This window comes from Paracoccus mangrovi, assembly GCF_042648425.1.
In the GTDB taxonomy this organism is placed as follows: domain Bacteria; phylum Pseudomonadota; class Alphaproteobacteria; order Rhodobacterales; family Rhodobacteraceae; genus Paracoccus; species Paracoccus mangrovi.
Genome location: NZ_JBHRXJ010000017.1, coordinates 1 through 19,222, shown reverse-complemented (window position 1 = coordinate 19,222; position 19,222 = coordinate 1). Strand labels below are relative to the sequence as shown.

The 19,222-nt window shown below is 60.5% G+C and carries 19 protein-coding genes; 9 read left to right on the top strand and 10 right to left on the bottom strand.

What is annotated here, in order from left to right; all coding sequences use genetic code 11:
• Positions 1 to 4 precede the first annotated feature (4 nt).
• Positions 5 to 280, bottom strand: coding sequence for a metal-sensitive transcriptional regulator (locus tag ACFOMH_RS17475; protein WP_064790834.1), 276 nt, complete (start codon positions 278 to 280; stop codon positions 5 to 7).
• A gap of 116 nt (positions 281 to 396) precedes the next feature.
• Between ACFOMH_RS17475 and ACFOMH_RS17470 the strand changes: the two genes are divergently transcribed.
• Positions 397 to 1,581: an MFS transporter gene (locus tag ACFOMH_RS17470; protein WP_272019969.1), complete on the top strand. Its 1,185-nt coding sequence runs from the start codon at positions 397 to 399 to the stop codon at positions 1,579 to 1,581.
• Between the two features lie 90 nt (positions 1,582 to 1,671).
• Here ACFOMH_RS17470 and cueR read toward each other — a convergent pair whose 3' ends face one another.
• Together cueR and ACFOMH_RS17460 are read right to left on the bottom strand one after the other, a co-directional pair.
• Complete coding sequence (cueR, locus tag ACFOMH_RS17465; RefSeq protein ID WP_272019968.1) at positions 1,672 to 2,121, bottom strand: Cu(I)-responsive transcriptional regulator; 450 nt, start codon at positions 2,119 to 2,121, stop codon at positions 1,672 to 1,674.
• 60 nt (positions 2,122 to 2,181) lie between these two features.
• On the bottom strand, positions 2,182 to 4,911 hold the full coding sequence (locus ACFOMH_RS17460; RefSeq protein ID WP_272019967.1) for a heavy metal translocating P-type ATPase: 2,730 nt from the start codon (positions 4,909 to 4,911) through the stop codon (positions 2,182 to 2,184).
• 164 nt (positions 4,912 to 5,075) lie between these two features.
• On the opposite strand from ACFOMH_RS17460, the gene ACFOMH_RS17455 reads away from it, so the two are divergent.
• A complete protein-coding gene (locus ACFOMH_RS17455; protein ID WP_272019966.1) occupies positions 5,076 to 5,270 on the top strand; it encodes a heavy-metal-associated domain-containing protein in 195 nt (64 codons plus the stop codon).
• A 14-nt stretch (positions 5,271 to 5,284) separates the two neighbouring features.
• Entirely contained in the window at positions 5,285 to 5,677 is a 393-nt protein-coding gene (gene copM / locus ACFOMH_RS17450) for a CopM family metallochaperone (RefSeq protein ID WP_272019965.1), read from the top strand.
• 164 nt (positions 5,678 to 5,841) lie between these two features.
• Here copM and ACFOMH_RS17445 read toward each other — a convergent pair whose 3' ends face one another.
• Both ACFOMH_RS17445 and ACFOMH_RS17440 read right to left on the bottom strand, forming a co-directional pair.
• On the bottom strand, positions 5,842 to 6,876 hold the full coding sequence (locus tag ACFOMH_RS17445; RefSeq protein WP_272019964.1) for a 2Fe-2S iron-sulfur cluster-binding protein: 1,035 nt from the start codon (positions 6,874 to 6,876) through the stop codon (positions 5,842 to 5,844).
• Positions 6,873 to 7,139: a glutaredoxin family protein gene (locus tag ACFOMH_RS17440; RefSeq protein ID WP_080620526.1), complete on the bottom strand. Its 267-nt coding sequence runs from the start codon at positions 7,137 to 7,139 to the stop codon at positions 6,873 to 6,875. Before ACFOMH_RS17440 ends, ACFOMH_RS17445 begins: the two co-directional genes overlap by 4 nt.
• 341 nt (positions 7,140 to 7,480) lie before the next feature.
• On the opposite strand from ACFOMH_RS17440, the gene ACFOMH_RS17435 reads away from it, so the two are divergent.
• From ACFOMH_RS17435 to ACFOMH_RS17420, 4 genes are all read left to right on the top strand, one after another.
• Positions 7,481 to 7,870, top strand: a complete 390-nt coding sequence (locus ACFOMH_RS17435) for an ArsR/SmtB family transcription factor (RefSeq protein ID WP_272019963.1) — start codon at positions 7,481 to 7,483, stop codon at positions 7,868 to 7,870.
• Between the two features lie 127 nt (positions 7,871 to 7,997).
• Positions 7,998 to 10,649 carry a heavy metal translocating P-type ATPase gene (locus ACFOMH_RS17430; RefSeq protein WP_272019962.1) on the top strand — a complete coding sequence of 884 codons (2,652 nt, stop codon included), beginning with the start codon at positions 7,998 to 8,000 and terminating at the stop codon, positions 10,647 to 10,649.
• 137 nt (positions 10,650 to 10,786) lie between these two features.
• Positions 10,787 to 11,197 (top strand): MerR family transcriptional regulator, encoded by a 411-nt coding sequence (locus ACFOMH_RS17425; protein ID WP_272019961.1) that lies wholly within the window; start codon positions 10,787 to 10,789, stop codon positions 11,195 to 11,197.
• A 25-nt stretch (positions 11,198 to 11,222) separates the two neighbouring features.
• On the top strand, positions 11,223 to 12,497 hold the full coding sequence (locus ACFOMH_RS17420) for an FAD-dependent oxidoreductase (RefSeq protein ID WP_377746109.1): 1,275 nt from the start codon (positions 11,223 to 11,225) through the stop codon (positions 12,495 to 12,497).
• A gap of 453 nt (positions 12,498 to 12,950) precedes the next feature.
• Here ACFOMH_RS17420 and ACFOMH_RS17415 read toward each other — a convergent pair whose 3' ends face one another.
• From ACFOMH_RS17415 to ACFOMH_RS17405, 3 genes are all read right to left on the bottom strand, one after another.
• Positions 12,951 to 13,619, bottom strand: coding sequence for a hypothetical protein (locus tag ACFOMH_RS17415; protein WP_377746108.1), 669 nt, complete (start codon positions 13,617 to 13,619; stop codon positions 12,951 to 12,953).
• Positions 13,576 to 16,677: an HsdM family class I SAM-dependent methyltransferase gene (locus ACFOMH_RS17410; protein ID WP_377746106.1), complete on the bottom strand. Its 3,102-nt coding sequence runs from the start codon at positions 16,675 to 16,677 to the stop codon at positions 13,576 to 13,578. Before ACFOMH_RS17410 ends, ACFOMH_RS17415 begins: the two co-directional genes overlap by 44 nt.
• Before the next feature lie 92 nt (positions 16,678 to 16,769).
• Positions 16,770 to 17,060 carry an XRE family transcriptional regulator gene (locus tag ACFOMH_RS17405; RefSeq protein WP_377746104.1) on the bottom strand — a complete coding sequence of 97 codons (291 nt, stop codon included), beginning with the start codon at positions 17,058 to 17,060 and terminating at the stop codon, positions 16,770 to 16,772.
• A gap of 142 nt (positions 17,061 to 17,202) precedes the next feature.
• Here ACFOMH_RS17405 and ACFOMH_RS17400 point away from each other — a divergent pair, with 142 nt between their 5' ends.
• The gene (locus tag ACFOMH_RS17400) at positions 17,203 to 17,421 is read left to right on the top strand and encodes a hypothetical protein (protein WP_377746102.1); all 219 of its coding nucleotides are present in this window, start codon (positions 17,203 to 17,205) and stop codon (positions 17,419 to 17,421) included.
• Between the two features lie 21 nt (positions 17,422 to 17,442).
• Here the strand turns inward: ACFOMH_RS17400 and ACFOMH_RS17395 are convergent, their stop codons facing one another.
• Complete coding sequence (locus tag ACFOMH_RS17395; protein ID WP_377746101.1) at positions 17,443 to 17,889, bottom strand: DUF488 domain-containing protein; 447 nt, start codon at positions 17,887 to 17,889, stop codon at positions 17,443 to 17,445.
• A 6-nt stretch (positions 17,890 to 17,895) separates the two neighbouring features.
• A complete protein-coding gene (locus ACFOMH_RS17390; protein WP_377746099.1) occupies positions 17,896 to 18,507 on the bottom strand; it encodes a DUF488 domain-containing protein in 612 nt (203 codons plus the stop codon).
• Between ACFOMH_RS17390 and ACFOMH_RS17385 the strand changes: the two genes are divergently transcribed.
• Positions 18,499 to 18,969: a DUF2285 domain-containing protein gene (locus tag ACFOMH_RS17385; protein WP_377746097.1), complete on the top strand. Its 471-nt coding sequence runs from the start codon at positions 18,499 to 18,501 to the stop codon at positions 18,967 to 18,969. The genes ACFOMH_RS17390 and ACFOMH_RS17385 overlap by 9 nt on opposite strands.
• Positions 18,970 to 19,222 lie beyond the last annotated feature (253 nt).

Genomic DNA, 19,222 nt, shown 5'->3' with positions numbered 1-19,222 from the left:
CGATCTAGAGTTTCGCTTTCGCGAACACCTCCACCAGCTCATTGAACTTGGCGCGCTGAAGATCTGCATCGCCCGAGGCGATCGCCTCCTCGACGCAGCAGGCGGCGTGCGATCGCAACACCTGGTTCTCCACCTTCGAGAGGGCGGCTTTAACCGCGTGGATCTGGTTGAGAATGTCGATGCAGTATCGCTCGTCCTCGACCATCTGGCCGACGCCACGAACCTGGCCAGCAATCCGGTTGAGCGACGCGATGATCTGCTTGGAATTTTTGTTGCACATCCAGCTACCCCTACCCGGTATGGGTATATATACGTTTCAGGAAAGGTTTCGTTCCCGCAAAACCCAAGAGTTTTGCCGGCATGTCAACGTCGAAGCAAATAATCGTGGGAGTTCCAATGGACGATACGGTAACTGTCCGGCGCAACATCACCGTCCTTACTGCCGCCCAGGCGCTCGGAGGATCGAGCGCGCCGATCGTCATGTCGCTCGGCGGCTTGGTCGGCCAGCAGCTTGCCGACAACCCCGCATGGGTGACGCTGCCGGTCAGTCTCTTCGGTCTCGGACTTGCAATCGGCACGCTGCCCGCCGCCTTCGTCATGCGCGCCTGGGGACGCCGTGGCGGCTATCTGTTTGGCGCATTGTTCGGTCTTGCAGCGGGACTCATCGCGGCATTTGGCATCTTCGTATCGTCGTTCCTGCTGTTCTGCGTCGGCTGCTTTACCGCCGGTCTCTACGGTTCCTACGTCCAAAGCTATCGCTTCGCTGCCGCCGATGCTGCCGAAGGCGCTTTGAAGGCACGAGCAATCTCCTGGGTGATGGTCGGCGGGCTGATCGCGGCTGTCATCGGTCCGCAGCTCGTCATCTGGACACGCGATTCCTTCCCCGGCGCCCCCTATGTCGGCAGCTTCCTCAGCCAGGCGACGCTTCCGTTGTTGTCGATCCCGATTCTGTTGATGCTGCGCACGCCGCAATCCGCTTCGCAATCCACGTCGGAAAGCTCCGGCCGTTCCCTGATCCAGATCCTCATGATGCCCCGCTACATGCTTGCCGTCGCGGCCGGCGTCGTCTCCTACGGCCTCATGGCTTTCGTCATGACGGCGGCTCCGGTCGCGATGGTCAACACCGGACATTCGGTCGACAGCGCAGCGCTCGGAATCCAGTGGCATCTTCTGGCGATGTTCGCGCCGAGCTTCGTAACCGGCCGCCTCATGACACGATTCGGCAAGGAGCGGGTCACCGCTGCGGGGATGCTGCTCATCGCCGTCTCGGCCGTGGTCGCGCTGGCCGGGCTTGAGCTAATCAATTTCTGGGGGTCTCTGGCCATCATGGGGATTGGCTGGAATTTCAGCTTCATCGGAGCGACGGCGATGGTCACGGACTGCCATACGCCGGGCGAGCGCGCCAAGGCGCAGGGCGCAAACGACTTCATGATCTTCGGCACGACCGCCGCCGTCTCGTTTCTGGCAGGCAGCGTCCTGCACAACTCGGGCTGGGCGGCAATCAACTGGCTATTGTTTCCGCCGATCGCCTTGATCCTCGTGCCGTTGCTCTGGCAAGCGGCACGCAAACCGCAAGCCTGAAACGCAATGTCCCCGCCATTTTGGCGGGGACGCACCGGGTCAGGTCCTCGCTCTGCGCCCTCGCAGCCGAAAGGCTGCTTGGGCATGCGGTTATTGCAGCGAGCGATTGACCGCGCCGGACCGAGGCCGGATCGAAAGATCTTCATCGTCCTGATCGGTCTCAAGGCGCTGTAGGATCGGGCAATGCGGCCGATGATCCCCTTGGCAGGCGTTCACCAGCATGGTGAGCGTGTGGGCCATGTCCTGCATATCCGCGATCTTCCTCTCCAGCGCGTCGATATGGCCCTGCGCTAAGCGCTTCACTTCTGCGCTCTGCCGGGATTCGTCGCGCCAGAGGTTGAGCAGGTCACCGATCTCGGCCACCGAAAAACCGAGGTCGCGCGCGCGCCGGATGAAGCGCAGCATGTGGACATCGGTATCCGAATAGTCGCGGTAACCGGAGTCCTTCCGATCAGCAGCCGGGATGAGACCTGTCTGCTCGTAGTAGCGGATCATCTTGGCCGAAACGCCCGATGCCTTCGCTGCCTGTCCGATATTCATGAACAATCTCCCGTGTGGTGCGACAGCCGACCCTTCATATAGGGTCGGCTGTCTGGTTCTTCAGTTCGCGACCTTGAAGGTCTTGAGCCGCAGCGCATTGCCGAGGACGAAGACGCTTGACAGCGCCATAGCGCCGGCGGCGAAGACCGGCGACAGCAGGATGCCGTAAGCCGGATAGAGCATACCGGCGGCGACCGGGATAAGGGCCGTGTTGTAGGCGAAGGCCCAGAACAGGTTCTGCCGGATATTGCCGATCGTCGCCTTGGACAGCGCGATGGCGTTCGGCACCCCAGTCAGGCTGCCCGACATCAGCACCACATCCGCCGCCTCGATGGCGATGTCCGTGCCGGTGCCGATGGCGAGACCCACATCCGCCTCGGCCAGCGCCGGCGCGTCGTTGATGCCGTCGCCGACGAAGGCGACCTTGCCATGCTCGGCCTTGAGCCGACGGATCGAGTCGACCTTGCCGTCCGGCAGCACCTCTGCCACCACCTCGTCGATGCCCAGGCGAGCCGCGATGGCCTTGGCGGTGCGCTTGTTGTCGCCGGTGATCATTGCGACCTTCAGGCCTAGGTCATGCAACGCCTTGATAGCCGCCGGCGTCGTTTCCTTGATCGGGTCGGCCACGGCGATGATCGTCGCCAGCTTGCCGTCGATCGCGGCATAGAGCGGTGACTTGCCTTCGTTGCCGAGACGTTCGGCAACCTTGGCGAAGCCCGACACGTCATGACCAAGCTCGACCATATAACGGTCGGCGCCGATCTCAACTCGCTTGCCGTCAACCGCGGCCTTCACGCCGAAGCCAGTCACCGATGCGAAGTCCGACACGGCGGGCAGTGCGATGCCTTCCGCCTCGGCCGCATCCACGATCGCACGGGCAATCGGGTGCTCCGACTTGGCTTCAACGGCCGCGACCATGCCCAGCACCGTCGTCCGGTCGAAGCCGGCGGCCAGTTCGAGGTCGGTCAGAGCGGGCTTGCCTTCGGTCAGTGTGCCAGTCTTATCGACGGCCACCACCTTGGCATCCTTCAGCAGTTGCAACGCTTCACCCTTGCGGAACAGCACGCCCAGCTCCGCTCCCCGGCCGGTGCCCACCATGATCGAGGTCGGCGTCGCCAAGCCCATGGCGCAGGGGCAGGCGATGATCAGCACGGCGACGGCGTTGACCAGCGCGAAGGTGAGCGCGGGCGACGGACCGAACCACATCCAGGTCGCGAAGGTAAGCGCGGCGACGGCGAAGACGGCCGGCACGAAATACATCGTCACCTTGTCGACCAGCGCCTGGATCGGCAGCTTCGAGCCTTGTGCTTCCTCGACCATGCGGATGATCTGCGACAGCACCGTGTTGCCGCCGACCGCCGTTGCGCGGATCGCGAAGGCGCCCTTCTGATTCACGGTTCCGGCCACGACCTCGCTGCCGCTCGTCTTGGACACCGGGATCGGCTCGCCGGTGATCATGGATTCGTCGACATAGCTTTCGCCTTCGATGACCTCGCCGTCGACCGGGATACGGTCGCCGGGGCGGACCTCCACGATGTCACCGGACAGCACCGAATCGATCGGCAGATCGACCGTCTTGCCGTCGCGGCGGACACGCGCGGTCTTGGCCTGAAGGCCGACCAGCCGCTTGATCGCTTCCGAAGTGCGCCCCTTGGCGCGGGCTTCGAGCAGCCGGCCGAGCAGGATCAGCGTAACGATAACTGCAGCGGCCTCGTAATAGACGTTGATTGTGCCTGCGGGCAGGAAGCCGGGGGCGAAAGTCGCGACGAGTGAATAGCCATATGCTGCCAACGTGCCGACAGCGACCAGAGAGTTCATGTCAGGCGCGAGGCGCCAGAGCGCGGGAAGTCCCTTGTCGTAGAAGCGGATACCCGGAACGAACAACACGACGGTCGTCAACACGAATTGCAGATACCAGGCGTTCATCATCCCGATCGTCGATTCGATCAGACCATGGACGCCGGGGATGACGTGCGACCCCATCTCCAGGATGAAGACCGGAGCGGTCAGAACCGCCGCGATGGTGAAATCGCGGGTAAGTTCCCGGCGTTCGGCTTCCTTCTTCTCGGCGCGGTCATCGACCTCGGCCTGGCCCGCCCCGCTCGCCGCCGCGATCACCTTGGCCTCGTAGCCCGCGTTCGCGATGGCTGCGACGATAGCCGCCGCCTCGGCGGTTCCCTGGACGGTGGCCTTCTCGGTGGCGAGGTTGACGACGGCGTTGGTGACGCCCGGCACGGCCTTGAGCGCCTTTTCGACACGTCCCACGCAGGAGGCGCAGGTCATGCCCTCGATCGCGACCTCAAGCGAAGCCGCCGTCGGTGCGGTGAAACTTGCCGAAACCGCGTAGCCTGCGTCCTCCACGGCCTTCACGACGACCGCCCGGTCTACCGGGCCGTTCGTCGTGATGCTGGCTTTCTCGGTAGCAAGGTTGACCACGGCATTGGCAACGCCGGGGATGGTCTTGAGGGCCTTTTCCACCCGCCCCACGCAGGAGGCGCAGGTCATGCCTTCGATCGGCACCTCAAGGAGGGCAGCTTTCGGGGCGCTGAAGCTGGCCGGCACTTCATAGCCAGCATTTTCGACAGCCTTGACGAGCGCTATGCGATCAACTGTGTCGTTCGTCGTGATGCTAGCCTTCTCGGTCGCCAGATTGACCACCGCATTGGCGACACCGGGGACGGCCTTCAGGGCGCGCTCGACACGGCCAACGCAGGATGCGCAGGTCATGCCCTCGATAGGCAGGGAAATTGCTGCATTCGTCTTGTCCGCAGCTCGAACAGGGGCATCCATTGCCGCCTCCTTTCTAAGTCAGAATTCGAGTTCGGACACTGATATGCTCCTTCCAACGATAGGAAGGTCAAGGGTAAAAATTCCTTTTCGTTTCCTCTTGACCTTACCATCGTTGGAAACCCCAACTTGAGGACCATGAGAACCGAACCCAAAGGAGAAAGCTCATGGAACTCAAGATTGAAGGCATGACCTGCGGCGGTTGCGCTAAGTCCGTCACCAAGGCGATCCAGTCGGTCGATCCGACCGCCAAGATCGACACCAACCCCGCCCAGCGGACGGTCAAGGTCGAGACGACCGCAACCCCGGCAGCCCTTCAGCAGGTTCTCGAAGAGGCTGGATATCCGGCGACCGTGAATTGAACAGGAGCAAGATCATGCACAAGCTGACCCCGATCTTCATTGGCGGCGCACTCGCCATCAGCGCCGGCCTCGCCATCGCACAAAGCCAACTGAACACGGATACCCCAATGCAAGGCCACGACATGCCGGGTCACTCGATGCCGGCCTCCGACAACCCTTCCACACAGGCTTACATCGAAGCCAATAACCGTATGCACGCCGACATGACAGTCGACTTCACCGGCGACGCCGACATCGACTTCATGCGCGGCATGATCCCGCACCACCAAGGCGCGATCGACATGGCGCGGGTCGTTCTGCAATACGGCACCGACCCTGAGGTTCGTAAACTGGCCGAGGACGTGATCTCCGCCCAGGAAGGCGAGATCGCCATGATGCAGGAATGGCTCACCGCGCGCGGGCAATAAGAACCGCATGCGCGACATCGCCTCGCAGATCCCCAAATTTGGGGCATTCTGCGAGGTCGCCCATACCGGGTCAGGCTGTCAAGTTTGAAACGGCTCATGAAAAGCCAGCCGCGAAGTCGTTCGCGGCTGGCTTTTTGTCACTGGCGGGTTCGGACCGCGGCAGATTACTCTACCGTCGCTGCCGCCACTTGCTCTTCCGGCGTGAAGAAAACATCGGCGTGCATGTTTTCGGGACGCAGGCCCCGCGCAAAAACCACGTCCATCGCCGCATCGACCATCGGAGGCGGACCTGCAACATAGGCCTTCCATCCGTCGAAGTCGGCGAGATCCTCGGCCACCGCATCGGTCACGAAGCCATGCCGATGGCGTGCTGCCTGCATATCCGACAGGACAGCCGTAAAGCTGAGGTTGTTGTGACGGTCCGCCAGCGCCTCGAAATGCTCGACAAGATAGAGGTCGCGCGCGCCGCGTGCGCCAAAGTAGACATGGATCAGCTGCTTCATGCCGTGTGCAAGGGCTGTTTCCACGATCGACTTGATCGGCGCCAGACCGGAACCGCCGGCGACGCACAGGATCGGGCCGGAATGATGCTGACGGAGGTAGGAGGAGCCTAGCGGAAATTCGAGCGTCACCTTGTCGCCGGCTTTCAGCGCGTCATGGACGTGCTGTGACGTGACGCCCCCCGGAACCTTGCGAATGTGAAATTCGAGGCTGTCGTCGCCGTGGCGATTGGCCATGGAGTAGCTGCGCGCGGGCACACCATCGAATCCGACCTGGGCATACTGTCCGGCTGTGAAGAGCAACGGGGAGCCATCCACAGGCGAGATCCGCACCAGCTTGATGTCGTGGGTAAGGTCATCGAGGCCGGACACGATGGCCTCCACCCGTTGAGGAGCCTCAACCGCATCATCGTCATCGCTGCCCAGCCAAGCGACTGCCGCATCGGTCTGCGGCACCGCACGGCATGCCAGGATCAGGCCGTCGGCCTTCTCTTCCTCACTGAGGGCGAAGCGAGAATGCTGGAGCAGTTCCACCTCGCCCTCGATCAGACGTGACTTGCACGAGCCGCAGCGGCCGGAACGGCAGCCGTGGGGATAAGGTATGCCTGCGGCAAGTGCTGCATCGAGGATGGTTTGTCCCTCCTGGACCTCCAGACTGACCCGTGCCTGCCGAATATCAACGAACCTGTTCGTCATCATGCACTCCCGGTCAAACCTAGAGCCTTGACGAGTCCCGGCTTTTGGCTTGGGAAGGTTCCGTAGAAAACTTCTGACCCTACGATTGTGATAGGAGCGACCCTGACACCCGTGCGTGCCTTTGCCTCCTCGGCGATCTTGGGGTCGGTCAGGTCACGCTCCTCATAGGCGAGGCCCTGCTGGGCCAGCCAACGCTTGAGTGCGTGGCAGTCCGGGCAGGTCGGCGTCGTATAGATGAGGATGTGTGGCGTGTTGGCTTCTGGCATGTCCTTGCCCTTCTTGCTTTAGATGTGGATTGGCTTCCGGCAGACCGTCAAACTGCCTCCCGGAAGAGTGGATTGCCGTCAGCGTGCGGCTTCCAGCGCTTGTAAGGTCAAGGCTGTTCTTGCTCGGGGTGGAAATTTCCGAAACGCAGGACGACATCAGCCGATGAAGACTGACGTGCCGCCGGCTACGATCCCTCCGACTCGCTGATCTGGAAGTATCGGGCCTGTTGCGCATTGAGATCGCGTAGCCTTCCGGTAGATTGGACGAGACAAATCGACGTGGCCGACACGTTGCCATCAAACGGGCGTGAACCGCCTCAAGACACAGGTGAAAATCGCTGATGACTGCCGGTAAACCGAAACGGGTCGAAAAGCAGGCCGAGGCCGCAACCCCGAGCGCAACAGAGACACACAGCCACCTCGACCATTCCTCGCTCTCGCAGAACGAGGTTACGATCCTGGCGGAAACCTTCCGGCTTCTCGGCGATCCCTCACGGCTGAAAATCCTCCTGAGCTGCATGCCCGGTCCGATTTCGGTCGGCGAGATCGCGGAGAAAATTGACCTGTCCCTGTCCCTGGTCAGCCATCATCTGCGCCTGCTGCGCGGTGCCCGTCTCGTCAAGGGCGAGCGCCAGGCCAAGCAGATCTTCTACGAGATTGCCGACGAGCATGTCCGTCAGGTTCTCCACGACATGGCGACGCACATCTCCGAGGATCACGCCGAGGAGTGATCTGAAACCGCAAAAGCCGACACTATCAACATACGCTTGAATAGTTGTTCAATCGTGGTATTGACTCCTTTCGTGGCCATGCGAGGCCTGCGCACGCGCCCACCGCATGGTGAGAAAGGAGATCGGAATGACATCGGGACTTTCAGCACCTAGCGGCGGTGAGCGCTTGGGCTTTCGCGTCGAGGGCATGGATTGCGCAAGCTGCGTCGGCAAGATCGAGACCGCGCTGAACCGTCTGGGAGGCATCACTGACGTTACCGTCAATTTTGCCACTGAGACGCTGCAGCTTTCCCGCGATACGGCCAGCACAACGACGTCGAACGACATCGCCAGGAAGATCCGCACGCTCGGCTTCGATGTGACCGAGCTACCGCCCGCCGTCATTCCATCGACGCCCGCCCGGCATTCCGAAGCGCACAGCGGGCATGACCACAGCGGCTGCTCCGGTGAGCATGATCATGGGCACGATCACCACCATGCGCATCATCATGATCACAGCGACTGCGGTGGCCACGATCATGGTCAGGTCGAACAAACGCCGGTCTCGCGCACCGATCCGGCATCGCCGCCCAATGTCTCGATGCGGGTCGAGGGTATGGATTGCGCGAGTTGCGTCGGCAAGATCGAGGTTGCCCTTGCACGGATGCCCGATGTTTCCGGTATTCGCGTGAACTTCACGACCGAAATGCTTGAACTGACCTTGGCTCCCGGCTCGGGCACCAAGGTTGCCGACATCGAAAAAACCATCAGGGGCCTCGGCTTCGGGGTGTCCAACACACGCGAGCTTTCGCCCACATCCGACTCCGCCATGGACGTCGCGCCCGCGCCGGCCATGCGCAATCAACGCTGGTGGCAGACTCGCAAGGGCAAACACGTCATCGGCCTCGGTCTGCTGATGGGCTCGGCCTACCTCATCGCTCAGTTGATCCCCCTCTATGCAGAGTGGATCTTTGCACTCGCCGTCGTCGCAGGCGTCCTGCCATTCGCCCGCAAGGCGTTTGCCCTCGCGACGTCAGGGTCGCCGTTCTCGATTGAGACGCTGATGAGTGTGGCCGCGATCGGCGCCCTGGTGATCGGCGAGGCCGAAGAGGCGGCTGCGGTGGTGTTTCTGTTCGCGGTCGGCGAGCTGCTTGAAAGCGTTGCAGCCGGACGCGCTCGCGCCGGCATAAAGGCCCTTGCGTCGCTGGTGCCAAAGACCGCAATTCTGCTTGATCCCAGCGGCGCTCAGCGCAGCGTCCCGGCGACTTCCTTGCGCGTGAACGACCTTGTTCTTGTGCGGCCCGGCGACCGAGTGCCGGCCGACGGACAGATCGTCCAAGGCACTTCCAGCCTCGACGAATCGCCCATCACCGGAGAATCGGTCCCGCGCGCCAAAGCCAAGGGCGAGAGCATTTATGCCGGGTCCATCAATGTCGATGGCGTTCTCAAGGTTCGCGTCGAAAAGGCCGCTGCCGACAACACGATCTCGCGCATCATCCAGCTCGTCGAGCAGGCTCAGTCCGCCAAGGCTCCTACCGCACGTTTCATCGAGAATTTCAGCCGCTACTATACCCCGGCTGTGATGCTGATCGCTGCGCTGATCGTCATCGCGCCGCCACTGGCGATGGGCGGCGATTGGGACACCTGGATCTATCGCGGCCTCGCGCTGTTGCTGATCGCATGTCCATGCGCGCTCGTTCTCTCGACGCCCGCGGCGATCGCCTCGGGCCTTGCCGTCGGCACCCGCCGCGGCCTGCTGATCAAGGGCGGCAACGCCCTCGAAACCATCGGCAAGGTGAACGCTATCGCGTTCGACAAGACAGGGACGCTGACTGAGGGCAAGCCGCGCGTCACCGAAACGGTGGCCTTCGGCAAGAACGAGGAGAAGGACGTCATCGCATTGGCGGCAGCGGTCGAGACAGGTTCCAGTCATCCGCTTGCCAAGGCGATCATCAACCGAGCAGAGGCTTCCGGCATCGCGATCCCTCCGGCGCAGGACGCCTCTGCGACGGCCGGGAAGGCAGTCCATGCCACGGTCGCCGGGCGCCACCTTGCCGTTGGCTCCCCGAGCCATGCCGCGAACGTGGCAGTGATCGGTAAGCACGAGCAGAGCGCAATCGAAGAGCTCGAAAACCGCGGCAACACCGTTGCCATCCTCTTTGATGAGGGAACGCGGGAAGCAATTGGCCTGATCGCCTTGCGCGACGAACCGCGGCGAGACGCACACGAGGGGGTTGCCCGACTAAAAGCGATGGGCGTTCGTTCCGTGATGCTGACAGGCGACAATCGGCGCACCGCTCAGGCGATCGCCAAGGGTCTTGGTATCGAATGGAGCGCCGAGCTTCTGCCACAGGACAAGCTCGATCTCGTGAACGAGATGAAACGAACGACCAAGGTGGCTATGGTCGGTGATGGTATCAACGATGCCCCTGCGCTCGCAACTGCCGATGTCGGGATCGCCATGGGCGGCGGAACCGACGTGGCAATCGAGACGGCGGACGCCGCCCTGCTGAAGAGCCGAGTGACGGACGTTGCCCATCTTGTGGCGCTGTCCCGTGCGACATTGGCCAACATCCATCAGAACGTCGTCTTCGCTTTGGCGCTGAAGGGCCTGTTTCTCGTCACCAGCGTCCTCGGGATCACCGGCCTCTGGATCGCAGTCCTCGCCGATACCGGCGCCACCGCGATCGTGACGCTGAATGCGCTCCGGCTCTTGCGCTTCAAGGGGGCGAAGTCGACCGACGACGAACGTGACGACGGCACGTCTTCACGCCCCCTGATACCAGCCGAGAGCTACTGATCCCTCCCGTCGAAGAAGCCGTCCGTCAAACTTGACGGGCGGCTTTGCCCGGCTGGAACCAATCGTAGCAACGGCGAACATCGCGCTCGGAAAACCCATTCATGAACTCGCACCACCCTTCAGAAAGGACAACAGCCATGGACCTGGGCATCGGCGAACTCTCCCAGATCACGGGGGTCAAGATTCCAACGATCCGCTATTACGAGCAGATCGGTCTCTTGCCCGAGGGCTTGCGGAACAAGGGCAATCAGAGACGCTACGATCATGATGCGGTCAAACGATTACTGTTCATTCGCCGGGCGCGGGATCTCGGGTTTGACATCGATGCGATCAGGGATCTGCTTCATCTAGCCGACGTCTCGGCCTCGCGTTCGCCCGAGGCACTCCGTATCGCAAAACAACAGCTCGCTTCCGTCGAGGAGAAGATCGCTCAACTGGAAGACCTTGAAAAGGTGATCAAGCGGGTCGCCGAAGGCGAAAGCGATGGGGACGACGCGCCCTATTGCTGCAGCACGGCGACAGATCATACGGATAAGCCCCTCCACTAGCCTCGAAACGACAGGAGGTATGGAGTTGAGATACCTTTATTCCAATCTGGAAAGGAGCCAGAGCTGCGTCGTCGTGGGGGCGGGACCGGCCGGCCTGATGCTCGGACTCCTTCTGGCCCGATCCGGGGTCGACGTAACGGTCATCGAGAAGCACCAGGACTTCCTGCGCGATTTTCGTGGAGATACCATCCATCCTTCGACACTCGAAGCAATGCACGAGCTTGGCTATCTCGACGAACTTCTCACGCTTCCCCATCAGAAAGCCTATCAGCTCCACGCTGAGATCGAAGGACGCAAGGTCACGATCGCAGACTTCTCCAAACTGCCGACGCGCGCCAAGTTCATCGCCTTCATGCCCCAATGGGATTTCCTGAATTTTCTGGCACGGAAGGCAGCGGGATTTCCGCGCTTCCGCTTGCTGATGTCGACCGAGATAACGTCGCTCCGTTGGGAAGCAGGTCGAGTTGTCGGCGTGAATGCTCGCCAGAGCGACCGCAATCTGGTTCTTGATGCCGATCTCGTAATCGGTGCCGACGGACGCAATTCCGCCACCCGCAAGGCTGCGGGACTTGAGGTTCAGAGCTTTGGCGCGGCCACAGATATTCTATGGATGAAGGTCTCGAAAGAGGCCGGCGATCCCCAGCAAGCGATGAGCCATGCCGGCCCGCGACAGGGGCTGGTTCTGATCGACCGGGGCGACTACTGGCAGTGCGGCTACATCATCACCAAGGGGACCGTCGACGCGCTGAAGGACGGCGGAATTGGTACGCTTCGCGCAAGGATCGCTGAGGTCGCACCTTTGCCTGCGGACCGCCTCAAGGAGATCCGCTCTTGGGATGACGTGCATCTGCTGAGCGTTCGGATCGACCGCCTGAAGACGTGGTGGAAACCCGGCCTGTTGTTTATCGGGGATGCCGCACACGCCATGTCGCCGATTGGCGGCGTTGGTGTGAACCTCGCTATTCAGGACGCTATAGCGACGGCCAACCTACTGGCTGAAGCCTTGCGCGAAGGACGAATGAAAACGCGCTTGCTGGAGGCCGTGCAGCGCCGACGCGCCTTTCCAACCAGAGCGACCCAAAAACTACAACTGATGATGCGCAGCCGAAAGCGTGCGGGTGAGGCAGACAGCGCACGAAGTCCGAAGCCTCCTCTCTTCATGCGCCTGATTGCCCGATCGCCACTGTTGCCCCGGCTGACCGGCCGCCTCATCGGACTTGGCTTTCGTCCCGAGCATGTTCGCACACAGCTAGTCTATTGGTCCTGTTCGCTCAGGAAGTCTGCGGCTCCGCCCCGATAAAACTATGGAGCAGGTGCTTGACCTAGGCAGCCTTGGCCGATGTCACCTTCACCGTAGAGATTAGCTTGCGAGAGAGGGATTATCGTTCGCTGGTGAATTTCTCGCTGACATTCTCGCCATCCGCCGCAGCACGGGAGATTCTCTGTCCGTTTCGAAGAACCAGCAATCAACGATTAGGGGAGAATGGCGCGCCGCACCGGGCGATGATGAGAACTATGTCTACGCTATAGCCCTCTAGGGCCTGCCTTTGGGTGGTTTCCGTCGCTCGAGTTCAGTGTTTGCGGCAAGGCCATGGAGCAGGGACGCGGAATTAGTAGGTTTTAGTTCGCACCGTGCGACGGATCAGTCAGCGTGACACTCGCCATGAACGGCGATTGCTCATGATAGCTGCGGGCCTACCGGCCGCGACAGTCCGTTACCGGATGCCTATTCATCTTATCCGATGCTGTCGATCTACGGCCATGCCAATAGAGTATGGGCGACTTCGATAACATGCCCTGACACGCAAGCGTGTGTTGTATGAAAGCGAAGCGGCCGACCGCTGACGATAGCAGCATCGCGTTCGGACTGGAGACCTATCGCAGTCGAACGCAGGGCCATAATCCTCCCTACACCACGCCGCGCCACATCTGTTTTCGCATTCATGACGTAACCCAGCATCATCGCTAATGGCAGGCCACTAGAATACTGGCCGGTCACGAACCGCATCAGGCCCTCATCGACATATTCGCCGACCAGCGCGCGTACCCCTGTCTTGTACGGGACATTCAGCCGCTTGCATTCGCAGGCCAGATAGACGTCCTCGTCGTCACCCACGGTTAGAACGAAGTCGATATTGCTTGGCGCCGATACGTTGCCGCCCGCATCTTCCGCTAGCAATGTGTACTGATAGATGATCCGTCCCGGCACCAACTTCGTTCGGATCAGCGATTGCACGAGGTGCTCGGTGATGTGATCCTCGTGCGTCATCGCATTCTTTTTCGATTGAAGCGGCTTAATACAGACGGGCCAGGCGGCTTCGACCGCGTCGGCTATGCGCTCTTCCAGACCTCGAAAATGTGGGAGCCACTCATCCAGACTACCGGCCAGCATAATCACCACCGGTTCGACCGTGACGGGCAATGACGGCAGTGAACTCCGCCGCAATCTGCTCCGCATCCGCCAATGCAGTCGACCTCAGCCAGTGCCGGAGCTGCATCGGCTTGACCAGATACATGTCGCTTCCGATTACGAAACGAAGATCCGGCACCACCTGCACGTTTCCAGGCAAGCGCACCGGCAGATGCGCTTGGATTGACTGTAGGAATTGCCCGGCCTCGAAAGAGGCTTCCTCCCTGTATTCATCACTCGTGGCGTTGATTGTCAGTTTTAGGATCGCGACGTCACCAGACTTCGCGGCGAGCGATGCCTGGATCGGTTGCTGGAAGCAGGGCGCGAGGGCTTCGCAAAGCATGGCGGCATAATCGGCACGGTGTTCGTGTCTGCTGCTAGCCCAGATCTTTTGTAGCCCGGCGCTACGCCGGGGTTGCATCGCCGGAATTACGTAACGGAAGGTATCGTCGATCAAAGCGGTCTCATGCGCGTCCAGACCGTAATAATCGAAGACTAACTGATCGATTTCATCGAGGGAGTCCGACTGCACCGAAAGCAACTCGTCGGCCTTCGCTATTTCCCTATCGATGAGTTGGACGATCTTCTCCTCCGCGATCATCGCTCTCGCGGGGTCGGGCATATTTTCCGGTGCAGCGAACGGTAGCTTGAGCAATTCGCCCTGGTGAACTTTGGCACGGTCGGCGCCGAGATTTGCCGTATCGTGGAAATAGACCCAGGCCGCCAGACTGCTGTTGAGAACAGCAGTCAGGACCTTCGCCGATCGCTTTTCCGCGTCGGGGAAAGCGATTGCCTGGATGGAATCCTGGAATACAAGGCTCTGCTCACAATACGCCGCACGGGCGCGCCCTATTGAGCGTTCGACACCCTGTGGAATCAGAATGTGCGGGCCAGCAAACCCCTCGGTAAACCCAGCGCGATGTACAATTGCCGTTGACCACGCACTGTTTTTGATCGTCGGAAGAGCTATCGATCGAAAGACACGGGCGTTCAAATACGGAAAACGGGTAACGACTTCCGCCGTGGTTGTATCGTAGGCGGGATCGTCCAGCCGATCCTCCATAGCGGGCTTGAAGCCTTGCCCGATGACCCAGTCAGTCTTTCGATCGACCGTGGCCTTGGCCTTGCGGACCTCCTTATATTCCTTGATGAAGGTGTTCAGAGAAGGAATTGTCCGCAAATATTGAAGTAGCGCTTCCTCTGGACCGCGCGTCCAGAGCCGGCGCTTGAACAGCGTCGGGTCCTCGCCCACTAGATCCGATCGTAAACGAAGACGGTCCGCGCGCGACAAGGTCATCATGCGCTTGAGGCGGAGATTGAGATCGGCTTTGGGCACCCAATATTCGAAGCGATAGGGGCGCTGGTCGCTACCCGCTGGTGCGTAGAGAACAAACGCAGTCGGCCGCTGTGCGCCGTCGAACAACTGGAAGCAAAGGTCCGACAGATTGACGATCCGTCGCACGCGCGCATCGCGAAGAAGCCTCCGCCGCGCATGCTGAGCCTCTTGCGAGGTGTTGTGCAGGACACCCATCGCGGGCAGAAGAAACGCGACGAGTCCGTCCGGCTTGACGACTCTCAAAGCCTTCCAGATGAAGCCCCAGGCTATATCCTTGGCAGGATCGGGATATCCATTGGACTTTGCCCACGTCTGAGCGGTTGTGATCTGACCACTCCGCCCCTTCCAGGGTGGATTGCCAACTACCCCATCGAATTTCTGTAGATCCGCAACCGCGAAGAAATCGGATGCCGGGAGCAGCGTATCGCCGTAGAGCGATGGCAAAAGCTTCCCGGCTTTGAGAAGCGCCGGCAGATCGGGCGGATTGGATTGTTCCAGCAACGCGATATATAGCGAGAACGCAGCCACACGCACAGCAGAGGGATTGATGTCCCCTCCATGCAGGCGTCTCGCAATGAACTTCAACTCGTTCCACGTGGCATGAGGCTTGTTCTTAATCCGGCAATGATGAGCAACGAGGCGCTGGAACAGCCGCACAAGAAAAATTCCCGACCCACATGCCGGATCGCAGAACAGGCCCTTCGCCCGCTGCTCGTCGGTTAGATCGTCCCAGAGCTGGTTGACGACGACATCCGCCAAGAACATCGGCGTATAGAATGCGCCGTCGGCGCTCTTCTTCTCGGCCTCCTCCTTCAGGAAGCGATCATAGACCGCGCTGATGAGGCCGATCGACATGTAGCGGAAGTCGTAGCCCCATAGACGGAATTGGCCGGATACCATCTCCTCCCGTCCGTGCCGGAAGCGCGCCAAGATTCGAAGATGCCGCACCGCCAGCTTCGGCGGCGTCGTATCGCCTGTCTCGAAGGCGCAAGGCGCGTTGAAGAGGTTGCCGTTGAAGGCGTCCTTCAGCCATATGAACAGTGTTTCGAAATAGGTCGGGGAATCCGCCTCCAGCATCTCCGCAAGACTGGAACATGTCTTGTCGGAGGCATCCCGGAACACGGCCTCCTTGATGATCTTGCGATCTTCGAGATACGCAATAAACATCGTCTGCATCAGCAATGCTTGGGCTGCCTCGCCACCGAGGTCGCCGCGCATGTCACGAAAGGCTTCCAGCAGGTTCGACAGCAACACGCTGTCGACGCGATCATCGGGGTCGAAGAATGTGTCGTTCTCGAACCAAAACCGCCCGGACTCAGTGGAATCGATCAGTTCCCGTAGCTTCAACGCATCAGACAGCAGTGAAAGCGTCATGATCAGCCGAGGATCGTTTCGCTGGCCTTCCTGACGCTGGAACGGCCTCTGGACGAGAGAATAGGCAACCAACTCATCCTCCTTGAGGACGAGCAGCAGGCTCATCAGGCCCTGATTCCAGAGAACCCGGTGCAGTTCGTCGATGCGGGAAAGCGAGACATCCGGTTCGTCCAAAAATCCGACCGTGGGAACGCCCTCGATGCAGAAGACGGCCGCCAGCCCGAGATTGGACAAGGCGAAACGGACCGCATCCGCATGTGGTCCCGGCTCCACATCAGAGGGGGACGTGTAAAATTCGGGCGCCGTGCGGCGATCGAGAGCGAGAGCCTCCCGCCAATGCGAGGCGAAGCTATCTGCCATGCTTCACCTCCTCGCGCTCATAGGACAGGCATTCGTATCACGGGTGCGAGAACAAATCAAAAACATTGCTGTTATACAGGCCGAACGGCCGATCATTTGTCCAGCTCCAGCATCCCTTGCGGATCGCCGGCAAATTTGCCGGACCTGGCTGCGCCACGCGGCTTTTTCCTGCCGGGTCCCAGGCGCTCGAAAATAGGATCGTAATCGATATCCCGGTGTGTCATTTCGGCGAGAAGGCTGGCGATCACAGCAAGATGCATCGGTATCTCGCCCTTCTTCTTGTTGTTTGACACCGAGTTCGGCTGCATACCCAAAAGATCCGCAAAGCGCCGGACAGTCAGCCCCGCCTTATTCAATTCGGCGATGAAGTCGTCGTATGTCACAGCGTCAGTCACCCATGATTTAATGAGTGTAGCACATAAAATCATGTGCCTTCAAGGCGCTCCGCAGAGAGGGAGGCTTTGTTTGCCAGCTGTAGCGCAGGTCGGGGCGGTGGCTGTCGCTGCCGTTTAAGGTCTGCTGATCGTGCTGTTCATGATGGTGCGTCCGCCAATCCTGCGTCTCGCCGTGGCGTTCGTCTTCGCCGCACCCGCCGCGATCGCAGGCTATGCGCCGGTTCACGGCATCACGCGCCATGCCGCGCCATCCGATATCTGGCGCATAATTTTCTGTCTGGTCGGCGGAGGCCTCATGGGCCTGTCGGCGCTGAAGCGGATCGCAAGTCAATCCCAACGATGGGCATGACAGCGCGGTGCCCCAACGAGATCAGAGGTGGCGGACTTTCAGCGTGCCGTCCCACTTGGTGTTCAGATATTCGCAGACGAGTCGCCGATGGCAGTGGTGCGGCTTGTCCTCGGAACAGAGCAGACATCCGCCCTCGAACATCCACGGCTTGAGCCGCTCTTCGATCTTGCGCTGTTCCATCAGCCGCATGAACGAGTCTTCGTAGATAGCCCAATCGCCCTTGTCGCGCTTGAACGCTTTCAGAATATCGTCCGTCGGCGCGAGGAGTGGCTGATGAACATATTGCGCACCGCAAATCTCCTTTAGAAAATATGCCAGATCATCGGCCTTCGCGAAACCGGCGAGTTGCGACGTGTTATGCAAGCGAACGTCGATCACCTTTTTGACACTGGCGCTTTTCAGCCGGTCAAAGAACTTCGCTGCCGTGGTTTTTGTAAAGCCGATCGTCGCCAGGTTGACACCACTCAAAGTCTCTTACTCCGCCGCCGCTGTCTTTCGGGCGTTGTCTGGTCTCTCGGAGAACGCAACCCTCATCGCCCTGTCCCGATATGCAGCGGCGAGCCGCTTCGCAGGGGGCTCGAAAAGATCGATGTCGCTCTTGCCGGACATTTCCATCAGCTTCTCCTCGATCTGTCGATGATCGACGATCTGGCCGTCACTCAGGATATGGCGGACTTTCACACCGCGCTCGTGAAGCGCCCGACCGACCAGAAGGCAGCGGTGGCAATCCAGCGGATCATGCTCCGAACACATCATGGCGATCCGGTACTTTTTCGCCCCTTCGATGACGCGTTCCAGCCCTCGCGCGAAATCGGCCGTCTCGGCCATCTTCTCATAGTCGGCCACCCCATCGCAAAAGAACCGCTGGCCTTTCGGACGACCACCCAATTCCTCGCCGAGAAACACATAGGCCACGTTGTCCTGACGCAGTTCGTCGCGCAGGCTATCCCTGTTGAAATGCGGGAAATGCCTCGAGAACGGGGCGGTCCTGACATCAGCGATAGCGGTCACCGACGCCTGCCGGAGGAGCGCCAGAAAGCGTTCATAAGGTAGCGTCGAATGCCCGATAGTCTGACGTTGGCGCATCTCGACGGCCTCGATATGCGCCTCGCTGCCGATGGCTGGCACGGCATCTGGCAGGCGGACGGCGTTGCGCATCAATTCTGGCTACCCGTGGCCGTGCCGGACACCGCCGCGTTTTACGCCGTCACGCTACCGATGGACGCCTTTCTGGAGCTGCGCGCTCACGCTGTCCGTCGATTCTGGCGGTCCCTCAATGGCCGCGCGCCCGGTCCCGACTTCCGGGCGATCCCCGCCCAGCTCCGGCAATGGCACATCCTGTCCCTGCGTGCGCTCGACGCACGGTTCCGCGGCGAAAGCTACCGCACAATCGCCAAAGTCCTGCTCGGCTTTCGCGGCAGGAAGGAGGATTTTGAGAACGACCCGCGCAAGAACAAGGCCCGCCGCCTAGTTGCGCATGGCATCAAGATGATGCGCGGCGGCTATCGCCTGTTGCTTCATTACCCGATCAAACCCTGCAAGCGTTAATCGTCTGCGAGCCCTATCTGTCGAAAATCATGTCGCAAATTTGTGCCGCTTACGACAAAGACATGCAGTACGGAAACCCCTGCTTCTCCTAGACCGGCCGATCTGTTAGAGAATTTTAGAAATTGCGTGACGGTGATGGTATTTGCCGGTCAGATCGATCCGACATTCTCCAAGTGGCCTGCCGCTTGACTTCAAGATCGCCTGATTTTGCTCGCTGGGCAAGCGTTTTTCGCCCCGAGCGGTGTCTGTCGTC

Coding starts and splice junctions, on each gene's coding strand:
- copM (WP_272019965.1), top strand. CDS start 5,285: ATGCACAAGCTGACCCCGATCTTCATTGGCGGCGCACTCGCCATCAGC.
- ACFOMH_RS17390 (WP_377746099.1), bottom strand. CDS start 18,507: ATGCGCCAACGTCAGACTATCGGGCATTCGACGCTACCTTATGAACGC.
- cueR (WP_272019968.1), bottom strand. CDS start 2,121: ATGAATATCGGACAGGCAGCGAAGGCATCGGGCGTTTCGGCCAAGATG.
- ACFOMH_RS17435 (WP_272019963.1), top strand. CDS start 7,481: ATGACTGCCGGTAAACCGAAACGGGTCGAAAAGCAGGCCGAGGCCGCA.
- ACFOMH_RS17410 (WP_377746106.1), bottom strand. CDS start 16,677: ATGGCAGATAGCTTCGCCTCGCATTGGCGGGAGGCTCTCGCTCTCGAT.
- ACFOMH_RS17430 (WP_272019962.1), top strand. CDS start 7,998: ATGACATCGGGACTTTCAGCACCTAGCGGCGGTGAGCGCTTGGGCTTT.
- ACFOMH_RS17440 (WP_080620526.1), bottom strand. CDS start 7,139: ATGCCAGAAGCCAACACGCCACACATCCTCATCTATACGACGCCGACC.
- ACFOMH_RS17470 (WP_272019969.1), top strand. CDS start 397: ATGGACGATACGGTAACTGTCCGGCGCAACATCACCGTCCTTACTGCC.
- ACFOMH_RS17445 (WP_272019964.1), bottom strand. CDS start 6,876: ATGATGACGAACAGGTTCGTTGATATTCGGCAGGCACGGGTCAGTCTG.
- ACFOMH_RS17460 (WP_272019967.1), bottom strand. CDS start 4,911: ATGGATGCCCCTGTTCGAGCTGCGGACAAGACGAATGCAGCAATTTCC.
- ACFOMH_RS17475 (WP_064790834.1), bottom strand. CDS start 280: ATGTGCAACAAAAATTCCAAGCAGATCATCGCGTCGCTCAACCGGATT.
- ACFOMH_RS17455 (WP_272019966.1), top strand. CDS start 5,076: ATGGAACTCAAGATTGAAGGCATGACCTGCGGCGGTTGCGCTAAGTCC.
- ACFOMH_RS17425 (WP_272019961.1), top strand. CDS start 10,787: ATGGACCTGGGCATCGGCGAACTCTCCCAGATCACGGGGGTCAAGATT.